The organism is Methylobacterium dankookense (genome assembly GCF_902141855.1).
Lineage (GTDB): Bacteria > Pseudomonadota > Alphaproteobacteria > Rhizobiales > Beijerinckiaceae > Methylobacterium > Methylobacterium dankookense.
Genome location: NZ_CABFVH010000025.1, coordinates 20349 through 41888 on the forward strand (window position 1 = coordinate 20349; position 21540 = coordinate 41888).

General features: G+C 70.3%; 18 protein-coding genes. 7 read left to right on the plus strand and 11 right to left on the minus strand.

The window, feature by feature from the left end; translation table 11 throughout:
* Window positions 1-240: 240 nt before the first annotated feature.
* A complete protein-coding gene (locus tag MTDSW087_RS17855; RefSeq protein WP_144766173.1) occupies window positions 241-669 on the plus strand; it encodes a L,D-transpeptidase in 429 nt (142 codons plus the stop codon).
* A 5-nt stretch (window positions 670-674) separates the two neighbouring features.
* On the opposite strand, the gene MTDSW087_RS17860 is transcribed toward MTDSW087_RS17855, so the two are convergent.
* The 7 genes from MTDSW087_RS17860 to purB all read right to left on the minus strand — a co-directional run bounded on the left by MTDSW087_RS17860 (window position 675) and on the right by purB (window position 7933).
* Window positions 675-1601 (minus strand): hypothetical protein, encoded by a 927-nt coding sequence (locus MTDSW087_RS17860; RefSeq protein WP_144766176.1) that lies wholly within the window; start codon window positions 1599-1601, stop codon window positions 675-677.
* Window positions 1602-1868: 267 nt separating this feature from the next.
* Window positions 1869-2276 (minus strand): peptide-methionine (R)-S-oxide reductase MsrB, encoded by a 408-nt coding sequence (gene msrB, locus MTDSW087_RS17865; RefSeq protein WP_144766178.1) that lies wholly within the window; start codon window positions 2274-2276, stop codon window positions 1869-1871.
* A gap of 64 nt (window positions 2277-2340) precedes the next feature.
* Entirely contained in the window at window positions 2341-3489 is a 1149-nt protein-coding gene (locus tag MTDSW087_RS17870; RefSeq protein WP_144766180.1) for a YihY/virulence factor BrkB family protein, read from the minus strand.
* Window positions 3490-3591: 102 nt separating this feature from the next.
* Window positions 3592-5103, minus strand: coding sequence for a malonate--CoA ligase (locus MTDSW087_RS17875; protein WP_144766182.1), 1512 nt, complete (start codon window positions 5101-5103; stop codon window positions 3592-3594).
* Window positions 5104-5228: 125 nt separating this feature from the next.
* Window positions 5229-5570, minus strand: a complete 342-nt coding sequence (locus MTDSW087_RS17880; RefSeq protein WP_144766184.1) for a hypothetical protein — start codon at window positions 5568-5570, stop codon at window positions 5229-5231.
* 137 nt (window positions 5571-5707) lie between these two features.
* The gene (locus tag MTDSW087_RS17885; protein ID WP_144766186.1) at window positions 5708-6562 is read right to left on the minus strand and encodes a D-amino-acid transaminase; all 855 of its coding nucleotides are present in this window, start codon (window positions 6560-6562) and stop codon (window positions 5708-5710) included.
* Window positions 6563-6625: 63 nt separating this feature from the next.
* Entirely contained in the window at window positions 6626-7933 is a 1308-nt protein-coding gene (gene purB, locus MTDSW087_RS17890; protein WP_144766188.1) for an adenylosuccinate lyase, read from the minus strand.
* 384 nt (window positions 7934-8317) lie between these two features.
* Here purB and MTDSW087_RS17895 point away from each other — a divergent pair, with 384 nt between their 5' ends.
* Window positions 8318-10480 carry a TonB-dependent receptor gene (locus tag MTDSW087_RS17895; protein ID WP_144766190.1) on the plus strand — a complete coding sequence of 721 codons (2163 nt, stop codon included), beginning with the start codon at window positions 8318-8320 and terminating at the stop codon, window positions 10478-10480.
* A gap of 54 nt (window positions 10481-10534) precedes the next feature.
* Here the strand turns inward: MTDSW087_RS17895 and MTDSW087_RS17900 are convergent, their stop codons facing one another.
* Complete coding sequence (locus tag MTDSW087_RS17900) at window positions 10535-10912, minus strand: hypothetical protein (RefSeq protein WP_144766192.1); 378 nt, start codon at window positions 10910-10912, stop codon at window positions 10535-10537.
* A 124-nt stretch (window positions 10913-11036) separates the two neighbouring features.
* A complete protein-coding gene (gene carA / locus MTDSW087_RS17905) occupies window positions 11037-12272 on the minus strand; it encodes a glutamine-hydrolyzing carbamoyl-phosphate synthase small subunit (protein WP_144766194.1) in 1236 nt (411 codons plus the stop codon).
* A gap of 188 nt (window positions 12273-12460) precedes the next feature.
* Here carA and MTDSW087_RS17910 point away from each other — a divergent pair, with 188 nt between their 5' ends.
* The 4 genes from MTDSW087_RS17910 (at window position 12461) to rpoD (ending at window position 17519) form a co-directional block, all read left to right on the plus strand.
* A complete protein-coding gene (locus MTDSW087_RS17910; RefSeq protein ID WP_144766196.1) occupies window positions 12461-12922 on the plus strand; it encodes a GatB/YqeY domain-containing protein in 462 nt (153 codons plus the stop codon).
* A gap of 38 nt (window positions 12923-12960) precedes the next feature.
* Window positions 12961-13332, plus strand: coding sequence for a VOC family protein (locus tag MTDSW087_RS17915; protein ID WP_144766197.1), 372 nt, complete (start codon window positions 12961-12963; stop codon window positions 13330-13332).
* 89 nt (window positions 13333-13421) lie between these two features.
* Complete coding sequence (gene dnaG, locus MTDSW087_RS17920) at window positions 13422-15329, plus strand: DNA primase (protein ID WP_144766199.1); 1908 nt, start codon at window positions 13422-13424, stop codon at window positions 15327-15329.
* Between the two features lie 195 nt (window positions 15330-15524).
* On the plus strand, window positions 15525-17519 hold the full coding sequence (gene rpoD / locus MTDSW087_RS17925; RefSeq protein ID WP_144766201.1) for an RNA polymerase sigma factor RpoD: 1995 nt from the start codon (window positions 15525-15527) through the stop codon (window positions 17517-17519).
* A gap of 6 nt (window positions 17520-17525) precedes the next feature.
* Here rpoD and MTDSW087_RS17930 read toward each other — a convergent pair whose 3' ends face one another.
* On the minus strand, window positions 17526-18833 hold the full coding sequence (locus tag MTDSW087_RS17930) for an MFS transporter (RefSeq protein ID WP_144766203.1): 1308 nt from the start codon (window positions 18831-18833) through the stop codon (window positions 17526-17528).
* A 20-nt stretch (window positions 18834-18853) separates the two neighbouring features.
* Window positions 18854-19795 (minus strand): AraC-like ligand-binding domain-containing protein, encoded by a 942-nt coding sequence (locus tag MTDSW087_RS17935; protein ID WP_238178839.1) that lies wholly within the window; start codon window positions 19793-19795, stop codon window positions 18854-18856.
* Window positions 19796-20289: 494 nt separating this feature from the next.
* Between MTDSW087_RS17935 and MTDSW087_RS17940 the strand changes: the two genes are divergently transcribed.
* On the plus strand, window positions 20290-21540 hold the full coding sequence (locus tag MTDSW087_RS17940) for an adenylate/guanylate cyclase domain-containing protein (protein WP_144766207.1): 1251 nt from the start codon (window positions 20290-20292) through the stop codon (window positions 21538-21540).

Sequence of the window (21540 nt, forward strand, 5' to 3'; positions counted from 1 at the left end):
TTTTTATCGACTGTGCCGGATTAACCGGGCTCGGAAGTCGGTCTAGCGGCTTTGCGACAGCGCCTCAACGGCGCCCGCACCCTCCGCCGCGCCCGATTGGTGACAAAATCCTGTCGATGGGCGGATAGGCCGCTTTCCGCAGGCCCCGCGCAGTTGCATTCAAGTATGTGCGGCTCGACCCGGCCGGGTGGCCCGGGATCTAGTGTCGATCCCGAGCATCGCGCCGTATCGGAGAGCCGCATGATCCGGTCCGTCCGCTCCGGTGCCGCGTTCCTCGGCATCGCCCTCGCCTGGGCCGCAAGCGGGGCGGCCCAGGCCCGCGTCGTCGCGCGGATCGACCAGTCGAACCAGCTCATGCGCGTCTTCGTGAACGGCGAGCTGTCCTATATCTGGCCGGTTTCGACGGCGCGTCGCGGCTTCGTCACGCCGAACGGCAGCTTTCGCGTGGGGCTGATGGCGCCGATGTGGCGCTCGCGCACCTATCACGGCTCGCCGATGCCGCACGCGATGTTCTTCCGCGGCGGCTACGCCATTCACGGAACCTATGCGACGGGCCAGCTCGGGCGGCGGGCGAGCCATGGCTGCGTCCGCCTCAGCCCCGGCCATGCCCGCGCCCTGTTCGGGCTGGCGCGCCGATACGGCGGCGCCAGCGTCGTCATCCGGAACTGAGCGCTTCAGCTCTGCGGCTGGGTCCGGCGCGGGCGCACGGTCCAGCGCTCGAAGGCGGCGGCCGGGTCCTCGGCGCCGGTGGCCGGCTCCTGCGGCTGCTGGATCGCGGCGCCGAGCGCCTGGGACAGGCTCTCGATCACGTCGTCGATGCGCGCGTCGGTGGCGGGCTTGTCGGCGGCGGGCGGCGTCGGCTGCGGCGCCTCGGGGGCGCTCGCCTGCGGAGCCTCGACGGGCGCCTCGGGCGCCGGCTCGCGCGGGGCCTCCGGCGCGGCGGCGACCACGGCGGCGGGCGCCGCCGCGCCTGCGCCACCCGCGATGCGACGGAGCGTGTTCACCACGCCGTCATCGCCCTCGGGCCGGGCTTCGGGCGCCCGCGGGGTGCTCGGGCTGCCGTAGCGGCCGAAGCCGAAGCGCGGCTCGATCAGGTCGAGCACCCCGTCGAGGGCGGCGTTGCTGAGGCCGATCTCGCCGGCCTGCGGCGCGCCCTGCAGGGCGACGGACTGGCGCTCATAGGCGGCGTCCGCGGTCACTTCCTGGCCGAACCAGGCCGGGGCGGCGAAGGCGTTGGCGTCGCCCTCGCTGTCGAAGGCGACGCTGATCAGGTCGAGGCTGCCGGGGCTGACGTAGCGGTCGATCAGCACCTCGCGGCCGGCGACCGACAGCGTCGTGCGGTCGTAGGCGGCCTTGCCGGGGCAGACGTCGAGGAGGGCGTCGCCGTGGGCGCGCGGCACCTCGGTGCGCTCCTCCGCGAACCCGCCATCGGCGGCCTTGGCCACGAGCACGAGGTGGCATTGCTGGCCGTCGACGCGCACGAAGGAGGTCCGCCCGCCCTGGGGAGCGAAGTAGCCCTCGGTGATGCGCGCGCCGCCGCGCTCCTTGCGGATCAGGCGCACCAGCGAGGGCGCCACGAGGAATCGCCGGACAACGCTCATACACTCACCTCCCATCAGGGGCCTTCCAGCGGTCCGACGACCGGAGGAGGGACGCTTCGGGCCACCCGGGATCCACGACCGGACCGGTCGCGCGAACCGGCGGGAGACCGGCCTCGAGACGGGTCCCCGCGCAGCGCTCAACCACCGGTCGAAAGATCCGCAGCAACCTCTCGTCCTTCAGGGACTACGCGGAAAGCGAGCGAAATCAAGACCGTGCCCCGCCGGAACCTGCGACGGGAGCCCCTCGTCCCCACGGAACCGCCCGTCTCAGGCGGCGGGCTCGAAGTTCATCGCGGCGCCGTTCATGCAGTAGCGCAGGCCGGTCGGGGCCGGGCCGTCGTCGAAGACGTGGCCGAGATGACCCTTGCAGCGGGCGCAGTGCACCTCGGTGCGCACCATCCAGTGGCTGCGGTCGGCCTTAGTCTCCACCGCACCGTCCAGCGGCTCGAAGAAGCTCGGCCAGCCCGTGCCCGATTCGTACTTGGTGCCGGAGGCAAAGAGCGGGGTGCCGCAGCCGGCGCAGGTGAAGGTGCCCGGCCGCTTCTCGGCGAGCAGGCAGCTCGTGCCGGCACGCTCGGTGCCGTGCTCGCGCAGGACCCGGTACTGCTCCGGCGTGAGCGCCTCGCGCCATTCGGCCTCGGTGCGGGTATCGGCTTCGGCGTCGCGCGTCGTCATCTATCGTCCTCCATTCGGGTCTCGCGCCCCAATATGGGGATGATGGCGCCGCCCGGTCAGCCGGTCACGCCGCCGCGCCCAGGGTGTCGGCCATGCGGGCCTCGCGCAGGCCCATCGGCAGGGGCGCCCCCGTCGTGGTGTCGATCGCGGTCTGGTGCTCGATCTCGGCGTTGATCTCGCCGCCGAGCAGCACGATCGTGGACGAGATCCAGATCCAGGTCATGAAGCCGATCACGGCGCCGAGCGAGCCGTAGGTCTCGTTGTAATTGCCGAAACTGGCGACGTACCACGAGAACAGCAGCGAGGCCGCGAGCCAGAGGAGGCAGGCCACGACGCTGCCGATTCCGACCCAGCGCCAGCGCGCCCGCTCGCGGCTCGGCCCGTAGCGGTAGAGCAGCGACAACCCGCCGAGCAGCACGAGGAGGAGCGCCGGCCAGCGCAGGGCGGCGAGCAGCCAGGCGGAATCGCTGATCCCGACGAAGCTGAACACCACCGGCAGCACCACGATGGAGGTGAGCGCCAGGATGATGAAGACGAGGGCGCCCGCGGTGAAGGTGAGCGAGCGCAGGTTCAGCATCACGAAGCTGCGCTTCTCCTCCTCCTCGTAGACGACGTTGAGGGCATCGAACATCGCCTTCATGGCGGCGTTGGCGCTCCACAGCGAGAGCAGCAGGCTCGTGAAGAAGGTGAGCCCCAGCGTGCCGCCGCCCTTGGCCGCGATGCGCTTGACCTGATCGCCGACGATCTCGATCGCCCCGGAGGGCAGCACGCCCTGCATCGCGGCGAGGTGGTCGTTGATGACGTTCACGTCCGCGAACAGGCCGTAGCAGGTGACCAGCGCGGCGACCGCGGGGAACAGGGAGAGCAGCGTGTAGAAGGTGACGCCCGCCGCCACCGAGAGCACGCGGTCCTTGTTGAACTCCAGATAGACGCGGTAGGCGATGTCCTTCCAGCCGCGATGCGGGATCTCCTCGGGGCTGGCGGCGGTGCGCCCGCGGTCGGACTGCGTCGCGGCGACCCGGCGGGCGGCCCGGCCGGCATAGGACACCGCCCCCGACCCGTTCCGCTCCGGCGGCGCCTCCTGCCCCTCCGCCGGCGCGGCACGGCGCGGCGCCGCGGCGAAGGCGACGAGGGCGGTGCCGAGAAGGAGGGTCCAGAGGAGCGAGGCGGTCTCGGGCGACGGCGTCGGCCGCGCGGATCTGGGCGAGGTCATCGGGGAAAAGGCACCGGCGCGCGCGGATCCGCGCACACGGCCAAACGCCAGCGCGGCCGCCGCGTTCCGCGCGCCCTGTGGACCTGCCGGCTCAGCGCGCGATCAGCCTCCGTAGAGGCCGGCATGCGTCTCGCGCAGGACGTTCTTCTGGACCTTGCCCATGGCGTTGCGCGGCAGCTCGGGGGCGAAGAGCACCCGCTTCGGGCATTTGAACTTGGCGAGCCGGCCTTCGAGATGGGCGAGGATCGCCGCCTCGTCCGGCGCGCCCTCCCCCGGCACGACCACCGCCGTGACGCCCTCGCCGAAATCGGCATGCGGCAGGCCGATCACCGCGGATTCGACCACGCCCGGCAGGGCGTCGATCTCGGTCTCGACCTCCTTCGGGTAGACGTTGAAGCCGCCCGTGATGATGAGGTCCTTGCCGCGGCCGACGATGTGGACGTAGCCGCGGGAATCGACCTTGCCGAGGTCGCCGGTGATGAAGAACCCGTCCGCCTTGAACTCGGCCGCCGTCTTCTCCGGCATGCGCCAGTAGCCCTTGAAGACGTTGGGCCCGCGGACCTCGATCATGCCGACCTCGTCTTGGGGCAGCGCCTTCCCGCTCTCGGGATCGACCACGCGGAGCGCCACGCCCGGCAAGGGCATGCCGACCGTGCCCGCCACCCGGTCGCCCGCGTAGGGGTTCGAGGTGCTCATGTTGGTCTCGGTCATGCCGTAGCGCTCGAGGATGGCGTGGCCGGTGCGGGCCTGCCATTCGCGGTGCGTCTCGGCGAGCAGCGGCGCCGAGCCCGATACGAAGAGCCGCATCCCGGCCGCCGCCGCGCGGTCGAGGCCGGGCTCCTTGAGGAGGCGCGTGTAGAAGGTCGGCACGCCCATCATCGCGGTCGCCCGGCCCATCAGCGAGAGGATCAGCTTCGAATCGAGCCTGGGCAGGAACAGCATCGTGCCGCCGGAGGCGAGCACCGTGTTGGTCGCCACGAACAGGCCGTGGGTGTGGAAGACCGGCAGGGCGTGGATCAGCACGTCGTCGGCGGTGAAGCGCCAGTACTCAACCAGGGTGCGGGCATTCGAGGCGAGGTTGTCGTGGCTGAGCATGGCGCCCTTGGAGCGCCCGGTCGTGCCCGAGGTGTAGAGGATCGCGGCGAGGTCCTCGGGGCCGCGCTCCACATCCGTGAAGGCCTCGGTCTCGCGGTCGGCGGCCTCGCTGGCGCTGCCGCGTCCCGCCGAATCGAGGGTCAGCACCCGCGGCACGGCCTGGGTGACGGCGGCGAGCGCCTCCTGCCGGGCCGGATCGCAGACGAAGACCGCGGGCTCGGCATCGCCCAGGAAGTAGCCGATCTCGGCCGGCGTGTAGGCGGTGTTGAGCGGCAGGAAGACCGCGCCGGCCCGGACCGCGCCGAGATAGAGGAACACGACCTCCGCGCTCTTCTCGACCTGCGCGGCGACGCGGTCGCCGGGCTTCACGCCGAGGGCGACCAGGGCCGCGGCATAGGCGCCGGAGCGCAGCAGGAGGTCGCCGTAGCTGTAGCGGCGGCCCTCCGGCGTCTCGATGAAGGTCTTGTCCGGATCGGCGGGCAGGTTCTCCCGCACCAGGGCGAAAAGGTGGTTCGTCATGGAGCGAACCCCTAGAACATGATGCGGGAGAGTGGAATCCGGTTTTCCGGACTCGCCGCGCCTTCCCAAGGGGATAGCGCGGGGATCGCGCGGCCTCCGACTTGGCCTCGATTATTTGGCCTCGATTATTTGGCCTCGGTGCCGGGCTGGCGGCCGGGCAGATCGCCGGGCTTGATCACCGGCATGGAGCCGGTGCTCGATTCCGGCGGCTTCACCACCATGCCCTCGGCGGCATTGCCGGGCGGCTTGATGACGCCGTCGTTCTTCTTGAGCGTGTCGCTCAGGTTCGAATCCTTCGGCGGCGCGTCCGCCTCGGGCCGGACCCGGTCCGGCGGCGTCTGGCTCTGCGGCGGCAGCGCAGGGTCGCTGTCGCGGTTCTTCAAGGGCGCGTCGGGGTTCTGGGCGAGCGCGGTCGCCGCGACCAGGGCGATGGCGGCGGCGGCGAGCCCGGTGAGGATCCTCTGCATCTCTGGCCTCCCTCTCGGGTTGCGGGGTGCAGCATTCTCTTCACGCGAACTCGGCATCCACGTCCCTCGAAAATGCTTCGCGCGTGAGCGCGTCGAGCCAGGGGAACGAGGGGAGGTGGAATCCGTTCCTGCGCGCCTCAGCTTGCGCGGGCCATCTCCACGTAAAGCGCGCGCAGGCGCCGGGTGAGCGGTCCGGGCCGGCCCGCGCCGACCGTGCGACCGTCGATCTCCACCACCGGCATCACGAAGGCGGAGGCGCTGGTGTAGAAGGCCTCCTCGGCCGCATAGGCCTCCTCGACCGAGAACAGGCGCTCCTCGACGCGCAGATCCGATTCCGCCGCGAGGCGGAGCACGGCGGCGCGGGTGATGCCGGGCAGGAGCGCGGTGGAGAGCGGGCGGGTGACGAGCGTCCGGTCCTTCGTGACGATGAAGGCGGTGGAGGACGAGCCCTCGGTGACGGCGCCGTCCTCGACCATCCAGGCCTCGGCCACGCCCGCCTGCGCCGCCGCCTGCTTGGCGAGGACCTGGGCGAGCAGCGCCACCGACTTGATGTCGCGCCGCTTCCAGCGGATGTCCTCGACGGTGACGACCTTGGCGCCGGTCTCGGCGAGCGGGTTCGCCGAGACCTTCTTGGCCTGCGTGAACATCACCACGGTCGGCGCCACGTCGGCCGGCGGGAAGGCGAAGTCGCGCTCGTACACGCCGCGGGTCACCTGCATGTAGACGAGCCCCTCGGCGAGCCCGTTGCGGGCGACGAGCTCCGTCTCCAGCCGCACCCACTCCTCCAGGCTATGGGGGTTGCGGATGCCGATCTCGCCGAGCGAGCGATCGAGCCGGGCGAGATGGGCCGCGTTGTCGACGAGCTTGCCGTCGAGCACGGCCGAGACCTCGTAGATCCCGTCCGCGAACAGGAAGCCGCGGTCCATCACCGGGATCCTGGCCTGCGCGAAGGGCAGGAACTCGCCGTTGAGGTAGACGATGCGGTCGGTCACGGCGCGCGGGCCTTTCGTTGCGGTGCGATTGTCGGGGCGAAGCAGGATTCGTGCGGGTCCGGGTCAGGCCTCCCCGAACACCCGCTCGAAGATCGTGTCCACGTGCTTGAGGTGGTAGCCGAGGTCGAAGCACTCCTCGATCTGCTCGGGCTTCAGGGCCGCGGTGACCTCGGGATCGGCCTTGAGCAGGGTGAGGAAGTCGCCCTCCCCGCGCCAGACCGGCATCGCGTTGCGCTGGACGAGGCGGTAGGCGTCCTCGCGGGAGACGCCGGCCTGGGTCAGCGCCAGCAGAACGCGCTGCGAGTGGACGAGGCCGCCGAGCCGGTCGAGGTTCTTCTGCATGTTGGCCGGGTAGACCAGCAGCTTGTCGATCACCCCGGTCATGCGCGCGAGGGCGAAGTCGAGGGTCACGGTGGCGTCCGGGCCGATCATGCGCTCCACCGAGGAGTGCGAGATGTCCCGCTCGTGCCAGAGCGCCACGTTCTCCATGGCGGGGGTCACGTAGCCGCGTACCATGCGGGCGAGGCCGGTGATGTTCTCGGTGAGCACCGGGTTGCGCTTGTGCGGCATCGCCGAGGAGCCCTTCTGCCCCTCCGAGAAGAATTCCTCCGCCTCCAGCACCTCCGTGCGCTGCAGGTGGCGCACCTCGATGGCGAGGCGCTCCAGGGACGAGGCGATGACGCCGAGCGTCGCGAAGAACATGGCGTGCCGGTCGCGCGGGATGACCTGCGTCGAGACCGGCTCCGGCTTCAGGCCCATCTGCGCGGCGACGTAGTCCTCGACCCGCGGATCGATGTTGGCGAAGGTGCCGACCGCGCCGGAGATCGCGCAGGTCGCGACCTCCTCGCGGGCCGCCACGAGGCGGGCGCGGTTGCGCGCGAACTCCGCATAGGCCTGGGCGAGCTTGAGGCCGAAGGTGACCGGCTCGGCATGGATGCCGTGCGAGCGGCCGATGGTCGGCGTTCCCTTGTGCTCGAAGGCACGGCGCTTGAGGGCGGCGAGCAGCGCGTCGACATCCTCGATCAGGATGTCGGCGGCGCGCACGAGCTGCACGTTGAGGCAGGTATCGAGCACGTCCGACGAGGTCATGCCCTGGTGCACGAAGCGGGCATCCGGCCCGACGATCTCGGCGAGATGGGTGAGGAAGGCGATGACGTCGTGCTTCGTCACCGCCTCGATCGCGTCGATGCGGGCCACGTCGAAGACCGCGTCGCGGCCCTTCTCCCAGACCGTCGCGGCGGCCGATTCCGGCACCACGCCGATCTGGCTGAGCGCGGTCGTCGCGTGCGCCTCGATCTCGAACCAGATCCGGAAGCGCGTCTCCGGCGACCAGATCGCGCTCATCGCGGGACGGCTGTAGCGGGGGATCATCGGGCGCCTCGAATCCAGTGCATACGGGGCCGCGCCCCGCGGGACGCCGCCTTGTCAGGGGCGCCTAGCATGCAGGGGCGTCCCGCTCAACGCAGGGCCGCGCAGGGCTGCGTCGCGAGCGTTGCCGGGTTGCAACAGTCGGATACGTTCGGAAACAACGGCCCAGTCCAGGTGGATTAAAGCGCGGCAGGGAATTTTTTCGGCGCGAACAGCTTAGCCTTATTTCTAAAGTTCTTCTTAGAATAAGTCGAAAGTAATCGGCGGGATAGTATTTGATCCCCGCCTTGCGTCCTTCGGGTCGGCAGATATGGCTTCGCCGCGATACCGGCCCGAAGAGACCGGATCGGAATACGAACGACAACTTAGGATCGTTAGGGCTCGGCCATGACAAGACGTTTCGATCACGCGCTCGCTTGCGCATTGCTGGCCGGCACCGCGCTGACCACCGCCGCTCAGGCGCAGGTTCTTGCGCCCGCTGCGAGCGAGGCCGTGACCCTCGGCGAGATCAGCGTGCAGGGCGCGAACGGAATCATCGGGCCCCAGGGCGGCGTGACCATCGGCTACCTGACCAAGCAGACCCGCAGCGCGACCAAGACCAACACGCCGCTCCTCGACACGCCCCAATCGGTGACGGTGGTGACCCGCGAGCAGATCACCGACCAGAACTTCCAGAACCTGACCGACCAGCTCCGCTACGTGCCCGGCATCATCCCCGCACAGGGCGAAGGCAACCGCGACCAGGCGATCATCCGCGGCCAGTCGACCAGCGCCGACTTCTTCGTCAACGGCATGCGCGACGACGTGCAGTACTATCGCGACCTCTACAACGTCGCGCGCGTCGAGGTGCTGAAGGGGCCCGATTCGCTGATCTTCGGCCGCGGCGGCGGCGGCGGCGTCATCAACCGCGTGCTGAAGGAGGCCGACGGCCTGCGCGTCCGCGAGGTCACCGCGGGCGGCGGCCAGTTCGGCGACAAGCGCGTCACCGTCGATGTCGGCGACCGCGTCAGCGACAGCGCCTTCTTCCGCCTCAACGGCGTGTTCGAGGATTCGGGCACCTACCGGCAGTTCGGCGAGCTGACGCGCTACGGCGTGAACCCGACCATGACCTTCCTGCTCGGGCCGCAGACGACGCTGAAGCTCTCCTACGAGTACTTCCACGACGACCGCTTCCCCGACCGCGGCATCCCCTCGCAGTTCGGCCGCGCCTACAACTACCGCAACAATATCCGGACCTTCTTCGGCAACCCGGACGTGAACTTCACCAAGGTCGACGCCCACATCGCCACCGCGACGCTCGACCACCTGTTCGACTCGGGCGTCGAGCTGCACAGCCAGCTCCGCTTCGCCGATTACGACCGCTACTACCGCAACACGCTCCCCGGCGGCGCCGTCAACGCGGCCGGCACCGCCGTGACGATCACCGGGTACCGCAACGAGACCGACCGGACGAACTACTTCAGCCAGAACGATTTCACCTACAAGTTCCTCACCGGCGACATCAAGCACACCCTGCTCGGCGGGTTCGAGCTCGGCTACCAGGAGGGCCTGACCTATCGTCAGAGCGGGCTGTTCGGCTTCGGCAACAACCTCGTCTCGAGCGTGACGGTGAACCCGCTGAGCCCGATCACCCGCGTGCCCGTCACCTTCCGCAACAACGGCGGCTCGGACGCCAACGCGCGCTACGACCTCGGCCTCGCGGCGGTCTACGCCCAGGACCAGATCGACCTGAACCCCTACGTGCAGATCGTCGGCGGCCTGCGCTACGACCACTTCGACTTCGCCTCGCGCAACCAGAACACCGGCATCACCTATTCGCGCGTCGACGACCTCATGTCCCCGCGCGCCGGCCTCGTGATCAAGCCGCTGCCGAACCTCGCCTTCTACGGCAGCTACAGCGTCTCCTACCTGCCGAGCTCGGGCGACCAGATCGGCAACTTCACGCCGGGTCTCGTGATCGCGCAGCCGGAGAGGTTCCAGAACCTGGAGGTCGGCGTCAAATACGACGTCACCCCGACGCTCCAGCTCACGGCCGCGGGCTACAACCTCGACCGGACCAACCAGCGTCTGCCGGACCCGAACAATGCCGGCTTCTTCATCCTGTCGGGCAAGACCAACACGCAAGGCTTCGAGATCGGCGCGAACGGCTACGTCACCGACTGGTGGCAGGTCGCGGGCGGCTACGCCTACACCGATGCGCGGATCGAGAGCGCGACCTCGGCGACGATCGTCGCCGGCAACAAGGTCGGCCTCGTGCCGTTCAACTCGGTCTCGCTGTGGAACAAGTTCGCCGTGACGCCGGAATTCTCGGTCGGCGTCGGCTACATCTACCAGACCCACACCTTCGCCTCGTCGGACGACTCGGTGCGGCTGCCGGGCTACTCGCGCTTCGACCTGGGCTTCTTCTACCAGATCAACGAGTCGACCCGGGCGCAGGTCAATATCGAGAACGTGTTCGACCGGCGCTACATCTACACGGCCGACAACAACAACAACCTCACCCCCGGCGCCCCGCGCACCGTCCGCGCGCAGGTCATCGTCCGGTTCTGAGGACGACCAGGGAGCGGCGGCCGCCCGGGCCGCCGCTCCCGGATCCGCCCGATGTCAGAGGCCGATATAGAGGGCGGCCACCGCCCGGTCGACCGACAGGTAGAACAGGCCGAACGCGACCAGGGCGGCGGCGGCGAATTCCACCGCGACGCTGCCGAGCGTCTGCGACCGGCGCAGGACCTCGCGGCCGAAGAAGACCGTCAGCCAGGCCACCAGCAGCACGGCCGGCATCACGAAGAGGAAGGACAGGGTGCTCTCGACGCGGTCGAGGCCGCCGGCCGGATCGACCAGCGGGCGGATGTTGCGCACCCACGGGGCGTAGAGCGAGGCGTAGAGCGCCGTCATCCACGACAGGCCGACCGCCACGCCGAGATGGAAGGTGAAGAGCCGGTGCAGTCGCGAGAAGTCGTCGCTGGCGTCGTCGATGGTCATCAGGCCCCCGAGAACAAAGGTCGCGTCCGCCGATGATCGTCTCGCGTCATCGTTAACGGACCGTTGTCCTGGGGATGCCAGCCGATTCGGCGTTTTCTGTGACGCCTTCCCGCTCAGGCCTGCCCTATTCGCCGGCGATCTCCGGCTCGGGCTTGCCCGCCTGCATCAGGGTGACGAAGCGGTCGAACAGGTAGTGGCTGTCGCGCGGCCCGGGCGAGGCCTCCGGATGGTGCTGCACCGAGAAGGCCGGGCGGTCGGTCAGGGTCAGGCCGCAATTCGAGCCGTCGAAGAGCGAGACATGGGTCTCCACCGCCGTGTCCGGCAGGCTGCCCGGATCGACCGCGAAGCCGTGGTTCATCGAGACGATCTCGACCTTGCCGGTGGTCTTGTCCTTCACCGGATGGTTCGCGCCGTGATGGCCCTGCGGCATCTTCACGGTGCGCCCGCCCAGCGCCAGGCCCATGAGCTGGTGGCCGAGGCAGATGCCGAAGGTCGGCACCTTCTCGTCGAGGAGCTTGCGGATCACCGGCACGGCGTATTCGCCGGTCGCGGCCGGGTCGCCCGGGCCGTTCGAGAGGAAGACGCCGTCCGGCTTCAGCGACAGGATCTCCTCGGCGCTGGTGGTGGCGGGCACCACGGTGACGTCGCAGCCGGCCTGGGCGAGCAGGCGCAGGATGTTGCGCTTCACGCCGTAATCGATCGCCACGACCTTGTAGCCGTCCCCGGCGGCGCGCCGGCCGTAGCCGCCCGACACCGCCCAGACGGTCTCGCTCCAGTCCGAGCGCTCGCGGCTCGTCACCGGCGGCACGAGGTCGAGCCCCTCCATGGGGGCGAGCGCCGCCGCGCGGGCCTTGAGCGCCTCGCGGTCGAACGTGCCCTCCGGATCGTTGGCGATCACCGCGTTGGGCATGCCGTTGTCGCGGATGCGGGCGGTCAGCGCCCGTGTGTCGACGCCGGTGATGCCGACGATGCCGCGCGCCTTCAGCCAGGCGTCGAGATGGCTCGACGAGCGCCAGTTCGACGGGTTGGTGACGGCGGAGGCGATCACCGCGCCGCGCACGCCGGAGGCCGGCGCCGCGTCGAGGCTTTCCAGATCCTCGTCGTTGGTGCCGACATTGCCGATATGCGGGAAGGTGAAGGTGACGATCTGGCCGGCATAGGACGGGTCGGTCAGGATCTCCTGGTAGCCCGTCATGGCGGTGTTGAAGCAGACCTCGCCGTCGGCGACGCCCGTCCGGCCGATGCCGAAGCCTTCGAGCACCGTGCCGTCGGCGAGCACGAGCAGTGCCGTGGCGACCGGCTCGGCCCAGGGCTCGGGCGCGGTTCGGGGTTGCGCGGGGGCGCCTTCGTCTTGCAGCATCGGCGTGATCTCGCTTATGTCCGGGCCGGATCCGGCGCCTGCAATGAGGCGCGGCGGGCGGCTCCCTCGTGCGGCGCTCTTAGCGAGCGGCCGGCGTCAGGGTCAATGTGGCCCGCCCGCCTCTCCCGCTCAACACGCGCGCGACGCAGGGCCGGCACCCATTGCTTGCTGGGACAGGAGACAGTTCGATGCTGCGCGCGCGCTTCACCGCCGAGATGAAGGAGGCCATGAAGGCCGGCGAGAAGGATCGCCTCGCCACCATCCGGATGATCCAGGCGGCCCTGAAGGACCGGGACATCGAGGCCCGCGGCCAGGGCAAGGAGGCGATCTCGGACGAGGAGATCCTCTCCCTGCTCCAGAAGATGATCAAGCAGCGCACCGAATCGGCCGCCGTCTACGAGCAGGGCGGCCGCCCGGAACTCGCGGCCAACGAGCGCGCCGAGATCGCGATCATCCAGGTCTTCATGCCCCAGCAGATGGACGAGGCCGAGACCAAGGCCGCGGTCGAGGCCGCCATCGCCGAGACGGGCGCCGCCGGCCCGAAGGACATGGGCAAGGTCATCGGCGTCCTGAAGGGCAAGTATGCCGGCCGCATGGATTTCGGAGCGGTCAGCGGGCTGGTGAAGGCGGCGCTCGCCGCCAAGGGCTGATAGGCTGCGGCCGATTCGCGGCGCGGGCGGGAACGGCGATGGCCGAGATCATCCCCTATCTCTTCTACAGGGACGTTCCCGCCGCGCTCGACTGGCTCGGCCGCGCCTTCGGTTTCCGGGAGGTGATGCGGCACCCGACGCCCTCCGGCATGCATGCCGAGATGGTCTTCGGCGGCGCGCGCATCATGATGGGACAGGGGGCGGCGGATGCGCGCCTGCGGCCTCCGCTCGTCACGGGCACGGCGAGCCAGGGCGTCTTCGTCTACACCGACGACGTGGCGGCGCACTGCGCGCAGGCGAAGGCCGCCGGCGCCGAGATCGAGCAGGATCCCGCCGACCACGGCTACGGCCTGACCTATACCGTCCGGGACCTCGACGGGCATCCCTGGTTCTTCACGCAATCCCCATAGGCGCCGCGCGCACGGCGCCGGGCCGGGACTCGGGCGGCCCGCCTGCGGTATAGGTTGCGGTCCGGCATTCGCCCCAGCAGACCCAGCCCGTGCGTTACCCGCCCCACATCCTCGAAGAGATCCGCAGCCGCCTGCCGGCCTCCGAGGTGGTCGGGCGGCGCGTCAAGCTGAAGAAGGCCGGCCGCGAATGGCGCGGCCTGTCGCCGTTCAACGCCGAGAAGACGCCGTCCTTCTACGTGAACGACCAGAAGCAGTTCTACCACTGCTTCTCCTCGGGCAAGCACGGCGACGTGTTCACCTTCCTGATGGAGACGGAGGGCCTGAGCTTCCCCGAGGCCGTCGAGCGGCTGGCCGGCGAGGCGGGTGTGGCCCTGCCCGCGCCCTCGGCCGATACGATGGCCCTCGAATCGAAGCGGCGCGGGGCCGTCGAGGTGATGGAGATGGCCGCCCTCTGGTTCGAGGAGCGGCTCCGGTCGGGCGCCGGCGCCAATGCCCGCGCCTATCTCGACCGGCGCGGCCTGAGGGGCGAGACGGTCGCCCGCTTCCGCATCGGCTACGCGCCGGGCGAGCGCTTCGGCCTGCGCGACCATCTCGCGGGCAAGGACGTCGACAAGGATCTGATGGCCGAGCTCGGCCTCCTGGTCACGGGCGACGACATCGCCGTGCCCTACGACCGTTTCCGCGACCGGATCATGTTCCCGATCTGCGACACGCGCGGCCGGGTCATCGCCTTCGGCGGCCGGGCGATGCAGACGGACGCCAAGGCCAAGTACCTGAACTCGCCCGAGACCCCGCTCTTCCACAAGGGCCAGGGCCTCTACAACCTGCATCAGGCCCGGAAGCCCGCGCATGATCGCGGCACCATCATCACCGTCGAGGGCTATGTCGACGCCATCGCGATGACGCTCGCGGGCCACCCCAACACCGTGGCCCAGCTCGGCACCGCGCTCACGGAGGAGCAGATCGCCCTGCTCTGGCGGCATGCCGACGAGCCGATCCTCTGCTTCGACGGCGACGGCGCCGGCCAGCGCGCGGCGCACCGCACCCTCGACGTGGCCCTGCCGATGCTCTCGCCCGGCAAGTCCCTGCGCTTCGCCGTGCTGCCCGAGGGCCAGGATCCGGACGACCTGCTCCGCGCGGAGGGGCCGGGGGCGATCGACCGGGTGCTCGCCGCCGCCAAGCCCCTGGTCGAGGTGTTCTGGACGAGCGCCCTCGAATCGAGCCCGACCGATACCCCTGAGCGCCGCGCGCGCCTCGCCGCCACCCTGCGCGAGACGGTTAACGGCGTCCGCGACGAGACCGTGCGCCGCTACTACCGCGACGAGATCGAGGAGCGCCTCCGGGGCCTCTCGCCCCGGGCGGCCGCACGCGGCGGCCAGGGTGCGGGCGCCCCCCGGAGCGGCGGATTCCAGCGCCGGGGGCGGCCCGGCGAGCCGCCGCCCTCCCCGCGCCTGCGCTCTGTGCCGAGCGCCTCGGTCACGGCCTCGGCGGGCTTCGCGGGGGCGGCACCGGTGCGCGAGGCGGTGATTGCAGCCCTGCTCCTCGTGCATCCGCGGATGATCGGAGACGTCGCCGACGAGCTGATGATCCTCGAATTCGAGCACCCGGACGCGCGCGCCGTCCTCTCGCTGCTTCTCGACTGCGCGGCGGAGAGCGGCGATCCGGACCAAGCGGTGGTGGAAGCGCGCCTCGCCCGGTCCGGGCTCGCGGAGGCGGCGGAGCGCCTCGTCGCGATGGGGCGTGCGAGGGACCGCAAGACGCTGGAGCCGCACGCGGATCCTGCGCTGTGCGAGGACGCGCTCCGGCAAGCCATGATCTTGCACCGCAAGGCCGGAGCGCTACATAGCGAACTCCGTCAGGCAGAGCGGGCCTTCGCTGAAGAGCCGACCGAGGCGAACTGGACCTGGCTCTGTCAGGCCAAGGAGGGGCTGGCGATCGTCATAGCGGCGGAGGCGGAGGCCGACCTGCCGGACACGACCGACTCGACTGTGCCCTGATGCTCGTGCAAAGGCACGAGCGCGCCGCATTCGTGCGGCATGGTTAACAATCGGTCAAGCCTCGGGCTTGCATACAGAACGGTAGGACGGGTGCTGCCGGAGGGTCCGGAAGCGCTACATGCATCGCGGCGCGGTTGATGCGGAGCGGCCTCGGCCCCCGTCGGCCAAGCTGCCGGACAAAACAATAGGCTGATCATGGCGACGAAGGCAACGGAACGGGACGAGGCGGACACCGCTCCGGAGCAGCAGACGGATGGACCGCTCCTCGACCTGACCGACGCGTCGGTCAAGCGGATGGTGAAGCTCGCCAAGAAGCGCGGCTACATCACCTACGAGGAGGTCAACGAGGTTCTGCCCGACGGCCAGTCGGACCCGGACCAGATCGAGGACGTCCTCGCCCAGCTCTCGGAGATGGGCATCAACGTCGTCGAAGCCGAGGAGACCGACGAGGCGGCGGGCGAGAAGGCCGCCAACGGCGAGGCGGCCGACGACGAGGATAGCGCGGAGGGCACGGAGGTCGCCGAGGTCGCGCCCGCGCGCGCCGTCGCGGTCACCACCACCACCCGCGAGCCGACCGACCGCACGGACGATCCCGTGCGCATGTACCTGCGCGAGATGGGCTCGGTGGAGCTGCTGTCGCGCGAGGGCGAGATCGCCATCGCCAAGCGCATCGAGGCCGGCCGCGAGGCGATGATCGCGGGCCTCTGCGAGAGCCCGCTGACCTTCCAGGCCATCATCATCTGGCGCGACGAGCTCGTCGACGGCAAGGTTCTGCTGCGCGACATCATCGACCTCGAGGCGACCTATGCGGGCCCCGACGGCCGCAACGGCCCGCAGCTCACCGAGGGCGACGAGGCCGAGGAGGGCGACGGCGAAGGCGCACCTCCGGAAGGCGCCGACGACGAAGACGACATGGAGAACAACGTCTCCCTCGCGGCGATGGAGGCGGAGATCAAGCCGCGGGTCCTGGAGACCTTCGACGCGATCGCCAACAACTACCGCAAGCTGCGCCGCCTGCAGAACGAGGGCGCCGAGCGCCGCGCCTCCGGCACCCCCGCCACCGACGCCCAGGGGAAGGCGCAGGGCGAGCTGAAGGACACCGTCGTCGCCGACGTGAAGTCCCTCTCGCTCAACAACAACCGCATCGAGGCGCTGGTCGAGCAGCTCTACGGCATCAACAAGCAGCTCATCAGCCACGAGGGCCGGCTGATGCGCTACGCCGAGAGCCACGGCGTCGCCCGCGACGAGTTCCTGCGTCACTACCAGGGCTACGAGCTCGACCCGAACTGGATGGAGCGCGTCTCCACCCTCGGCGGCAGGGGCTGGAAGAACCTCGTCGAGAAGGGCGGCCGGCAGGTCAGGGACCTGCGCGAGCAGATCGTCAACCTCGCCTCCGAGACCGGCCTGGAGATCGGCGAGTACCGCCGCATCGTCAACATGGTCCAGAAGGGCGAGCGCGAGGCCCGTCAGGCCAAGAAGGAGATGATCGAGGCGAACCTCCGCCTCGTGATCTCGATCGCCAAGAAGTACACCAACCGCGGCCTGCAGTTCCTGGACCTGATCCAGGAGGGCAACATCGGCCTGATGAAGGCGGTCGACAAGTTCGAGTACCGGCGCGGCTACAAGTTCTCGACCTACGCCACGTGGTGGATCCGGCAGGCGATCACCCGCTCGATCGCCGACCAGGCCCGCACCATCCGCATCCCGGTGCACATGATCGAGACGATCAACAAGATCGTCCGCACCTCGCGCCAGATGCTGCACGAGATCGGCCGCGAGCCGACCCCGGAGGAGCTGGCCGAGAAGCTGGCCATGCCGCTGGAGAAGGTGCGCAAGGTCCTCAAGATCGCCAAGGAGCCGATCTCGCTGGAGACGCCGATCGGCGACGAGGAGGACAGCCATCTCGGCGATTTCATCGAGGACAAGAACGTCGTCCTGCCGATCGACGCCGCGATCCAGAGCAATCTGCGTGAAACGACGACGCGCGTCCTCGCCTCGCTCACGCCCCGCGAGGAGCGCGTGCTGCGCATGCGCTTCGGCATCGGCATGAACACCGACCACACCCTTGAGGAGGTCGGCCAGCAATTCTCGGTGACCCGCGAGCGCATCCGCCAGATCGAGGCGAAGGCGCTGCGCAAGCTGAAGCATCCGAGCCGCTCGCGGAAGCTCCGGAGCTTCCTCGACAACTGACGCCGATCAGCCGGCCGCCCCGCGGGGCGGCCGGTTTCGTTTGGGGGCCCGTGACGGCCAGCGGCGCCAGGCCTGGACGGCCGCGAGCGCGCCGAGCGTGCCCGCCACCGCGAAGACCGCGACCAGCGCGCGGCCCACCCCCGCCTCACCGAAGACCCGGTCGTTCAGGAGCCCGACAAGGAACGGCCCGGTGCCGATTCCGATCAGGGTCGTGGCCGCGAGGAACAGGGCGCTGACCCGGCCGCGCAGACGCCGCGGCGTCAGGACCTGGATCCCGGCGAGGCCCGGCGGCCCGGTGAAGCCGAGGAGCGCCACCAGCAGCGCGAAGCCGGCCGAGGAGAGGTCGAGGCCCGGCGCCAGCCCCGTCAGCGCCGTCGCGGGCACGGCGAGGCACAGGCCGAGGCCGAGCAGCAGGGGCGCGGCCGCCTCCCGCCCCTGCCGGCGCAGGCGGTCGAGGACGGCGCCGCCCGCGACATGGCCTAGAGGCGCCGCCACGAGGACGAGAAGCCCGAGTCTTAGGCCGCTCTCGGCTGCGCTCAGGCCGAAGGCCCTGACATAGAAGGTCGGCGCCCAGGCCGTCAGCGTCTGGGACATCAAAACCGCCCCCACCGCCCCCCCGGCATGCGGCAGGTAGGCGGATCGCCGGCGTAGCAGCCACGCGAGCGCGGCATCGGAGCGCGCCGCGGCCCGGACGGGGCTCGGCGGCACGCGCAGCAGCAGCACGGCGAGGACGAGGTTCGGCAGGACGGCCAGCACGAAAAGCGCCTGCCAGGGTGCGAGCGGCGCGAGCCCCGGAAGGGCGAGGTCGCCGCGCGCGCCGAGCCAAGCGAGAGCCGCACCGCCGAGCAGCAGGGCGAAGCTGCGCCCGAGGGTTGCGCCTGCGGTGAGCAGGGACACGGATCGGCCGAGGCGCGCGCGATCGAGCCGCATCGCCATCACGGAGAGCGCGGCCGGTCCGACCACCGCCTGTCCGAGGCCGAGGACGGCGCGTGCCGCGAGAAGGGCCGCGAAGCCGCCGGCGAGGCCGCAGGCGAGCGTCGCCCCGCTCCAGAGCACGACACCCGCGAGGAGCAGGCCGCGCTGGCGCCCCCGATCGGCCAGGACGCCGACGAAGGGCAGCGCCAGCGCGTAGGGTATGGCGAAGGCCGAGCCCTGGAGCAGGCCGAGCTCCGCGTCGTTCAGAGAGAAGGCCCGCTTGAGCGGGGTCGCCACCAGGGTCAGCAGGAAGCGGTCACTGAAGGCGAGGAGTTGCGTCGCGGCGAGCAGGACTGCGAGCGCCCAGCCCGATGCCGCGCCGGAGAGGCGTCCGGGCATCGCTCGTCCGGCGCAGCCGCTCAGGCGAGGGCCCGCGACCACGCGGCAAGCATCGCGCCCGTCTCGGACGCCACCGCGTTCGCGACCCCGTCGAGCCGGAGCCGCTCCATCTCGCTGCGGTAGCGGCCGGGCGGCAGGCCGTAGGCGGCGCGGAAGGCACGGCTGCAATGGCTCTCGCTGGTGAAGCCGTGATCGTAGGTCAGCGTGGTCACCGAGCGCGTCTCGCTCGGCCGCCCCAGCGCCGATCTCAGCCGCTCGAGGCGGCGGGTCAGGATATGGCGGGCGACGCCGCCGGACGCCGCGAACAGGCCGTAGAGCGTGGTGCGCGAGAGGGCGAGCGCGTCGGCGACGCGCTCCGGATCGAGCCGCGGATCGTGCAGGTGGGCCTCGATATAGGCCTCGGCCCGCTGGCGGCGCAGGTCGACCGCGACGTCGAGGGCGGATTCGGCGATGGAATCCGGTGCGCCGAACGCTCCTGCGAGCAGCTCGGCGAGAGCCCGCGAGGTCCGTCCGGCCGCCTCCGGCGACAGGGAGCCGGCGCGGCGGGCGAGCGATTCCATCAGGTCGGCGAGGAGCCCCGCCTCGGAGGCCGGCAGGATCTCGCCGTGGCGGCGGCGGGCGTCGGGCAGCACCGCCTCGACCACGTCGCGGGCGAGGCTGACGGTCACGAAATGGGCTCCGTCCGCGCGGGTGCGCTGCGGCCGGGTCATGTCGAACAGGATCACGTCGCCCGGATTGAGCACGCGCTCGTTGCCGGGGCTGCCACCGTGGAACCGGCCGCTGCACAGGAGCTGGAGGGTGAAATGGTCGAACCCGTCGCGGCGGACCCGGGCGCCGTCGCGGCTGTGCATCACCCCGCCGAGGCGCCGGTCGAACACGATCACCCGGCCGAGCCGGTGCGCGTCCACGCGGGCCCGGAAGCGTTCCCCGGTGGCCGTCACGTCCGAGCCGCCGGCATACAACGTCCGGTATCCTTCGAAACCGCCGGCCTCTGCGCCGGAATCGAATGTAAAGGATTGGATCGGCACCGGTCGAACCCGAAATCGCGATGCCCCAAGTCCCGGCGGGTTGAAGCTCGACCTTTCGGCTTATCCGCGTCCGGCAAATGACGCGCAAGTGTTCTCACGCGGACGTGAATTCACGGTTTCAAGGATTTACTGCGTACGAGACCGCGCAGCGTATCCGCCGGTGACGTGCGAGGATTCCATTTCGGTGGCCCGGGACCCCATCTTCGGGAACTCGGATGGCCGTGCCGCGCCCGAATGTTCCGCCCGCTTGAGAGAAAACTGGAGCCTCCGGGCTGGCCCATCGCGGCCAGGAGGCTTAGAACCCATCGATCGACCGGGCCGCCCGATACGCCGACCCTTCGGCCGTCGTCCCGCCCAACTTCTGCGCGATAGCTTGGCCGTGCAGGGCCAAGCCTTGCTTTGCCCCGCCGAGAACCCACCTTCGACCGATGCTCGACGAGGACGCTCCGCGATCGCCACCGACCGCGCTGGCCGACGGGTCGGAGGCGGACGACGTCCCCTTCGGCGCGCTGCAGCCCTGCGTCGCCATCCGCGACTGGCTGCTCAGCGAGGGCGCGCGGCTGCCGCAGGCCAACGACCTGCTCTCGGGCCTCGCGCAGCGGCTCAACGCGATCGGCGTGCCGGTCGAGCGTGCCTCGACAGCCATCGACACCCTGCACTCGGAATATTCCGGCATCGGTCGCGTCTGGACTGCGGAATCCGGCTCGACCGTGCGCCTGTTCCCGCACGGAGAGGTCTCGGAGAAGGCCTACCGGGCGAGTCCCTTCTTCACGGTGCACGAGAGCGGCGAGTGGCTGCTCCTCGACCTCGCCGAGACGTCCGATGACGCCTACGCGATCATCCCGGAGCTGAAGGCCGACGGCTACACCCATTACGTGGTGGCGCCGCTCTTCTTCACCAACGGCACCCGCAACGGCATCACCTTCGCCACCCGCGCGCCCGAGGGTTTCCGCGACGAGGACATCGCGATCCTGCGCTTCGTCATGCCGGCGCTCGCCGCCGTGATGGAGATGCGCCTCGTCAACAAGCAGCTCGACCACGTGCTGCGCATCTATGTCGGCGACGAGCCGCACCGGGCGATCCTCTCGGGCGACATCCGGCGCGGCCAGGTCAAGCGCATCCGCTCGGCGATCCTGTTCGCCGACATGCGCGACTACACCCGGATCTCCGCCGACATGACGCCCGAGGAGGCGGTCGACCTCCTCAATGTGTTCTTCGATTGCTTGGTGCCGCCGATCGAGCGCGAGGGTGGCGAGGTGCTGAAATATCTCGGCGACGGCCTGCTCGCGATCTTCCGCGAGCCCGGCGACGACCTCGGCGGCGCGGCCAAGGGCGCGCTGACGGCAGCCGAGACGGCGCTCGCGGCGCTCGAGGAGGCCAACGCCCTCCACCAGTTCACCGTGCCGGTGACGGCGGGCATCGCGCTCCACCATGGCGAGGCGGCCTACGGCAATGTCGGCTCCGGCGCGCGCCTCGACTTCACGGTGATCGGCCGCGACGTGAACCTCGCCAGCCGCCTCGCCCGGCTCAACCGCCTGCTCGGCGAGCCGCTGCTGATGTCGAAGCCCTTCGTGGATTTCCTGTGGGGCGACCCCGTCCTGATCGGCGAGCACGCCCTCGACGGGTTCCGCGAGCCGATGGCGGTCTATCGTCCGCGCCCGCGCCCCCTGGCGTCTTGA